General features: G+C 65.0%; 1 protein-coding gene. It reads left to right on the plus strand.

What is annotated here, in order from left to right:
- Positions 1–135: 135 nt before the first annotated feature.
- On the plus strand, positions 136–586 hold a 451-nt coding region (locus Q7C20_RS26890), incomplete at its 3' end, for a DUF4175 family protein (RefSeq protein ID WP_375071210.1).

The raw sequence follows: 586 nt of genomic DNA on the forward strand, positions 1-586 counted from the left end.
CCCTGAAGTTTTGGTTAATGGCGATCAATTCGCGGTTATCCGCCCAAGGCCGAGCTTTGACGAAATGATAAACCGCGATACTATCCCTGAATGGCTCTGACGGCACCCCGCCGCCGGAGCGCGGGAGCGTGACCTATGCGGACATCCACTGACAGGACAGACGGGCTGCGCGCATTGCGTTGGCCGCTGCGGCTGACCTGGGCGGGGATGTTGGCAGAGACCTTGGTGCAAGCGTTCTGGCCGATGCTGACGCTTTGTCTGGCGGTGTTGGCGCTGCTTATGATGGGGCTGCAGGAACGTCTCACTGGCTCGCCGCTTTGGGCGGTGCTGGCGCTGGTTGGTCTGTCGTTTCTTGGCACGGTGATCTTTGCGGTGCGGCGCTTTCGTGTGCCATCGCAGCAGGCGGCTTTGGCGCGGTTGGATGCCAGCCTGCCGGGACGGCCGATCCGCGCGCTTCTGGACGATCAGGCGATTGGCGCGGGCGACGCGGCCTCTGCCGCCGTGTGGCAGGCCCATCAAAAGCGCATGGCAGAGCGGGCGGCGCAGGCGCAGCCGGTCAAGGGCGATCTGCGGGTCGCCAAGGCTG

It is taken from the genome of Pseudomonas sp. AMR01, assembly GCF_041946035.1.
Lineage (GTDB): Bacteria > Pseudomonadota > Gammaproteobacteria > Pseudomonadales > Pseudomonadaceae > Aquipseudomonas > Aquipseudomonas antarctica_B.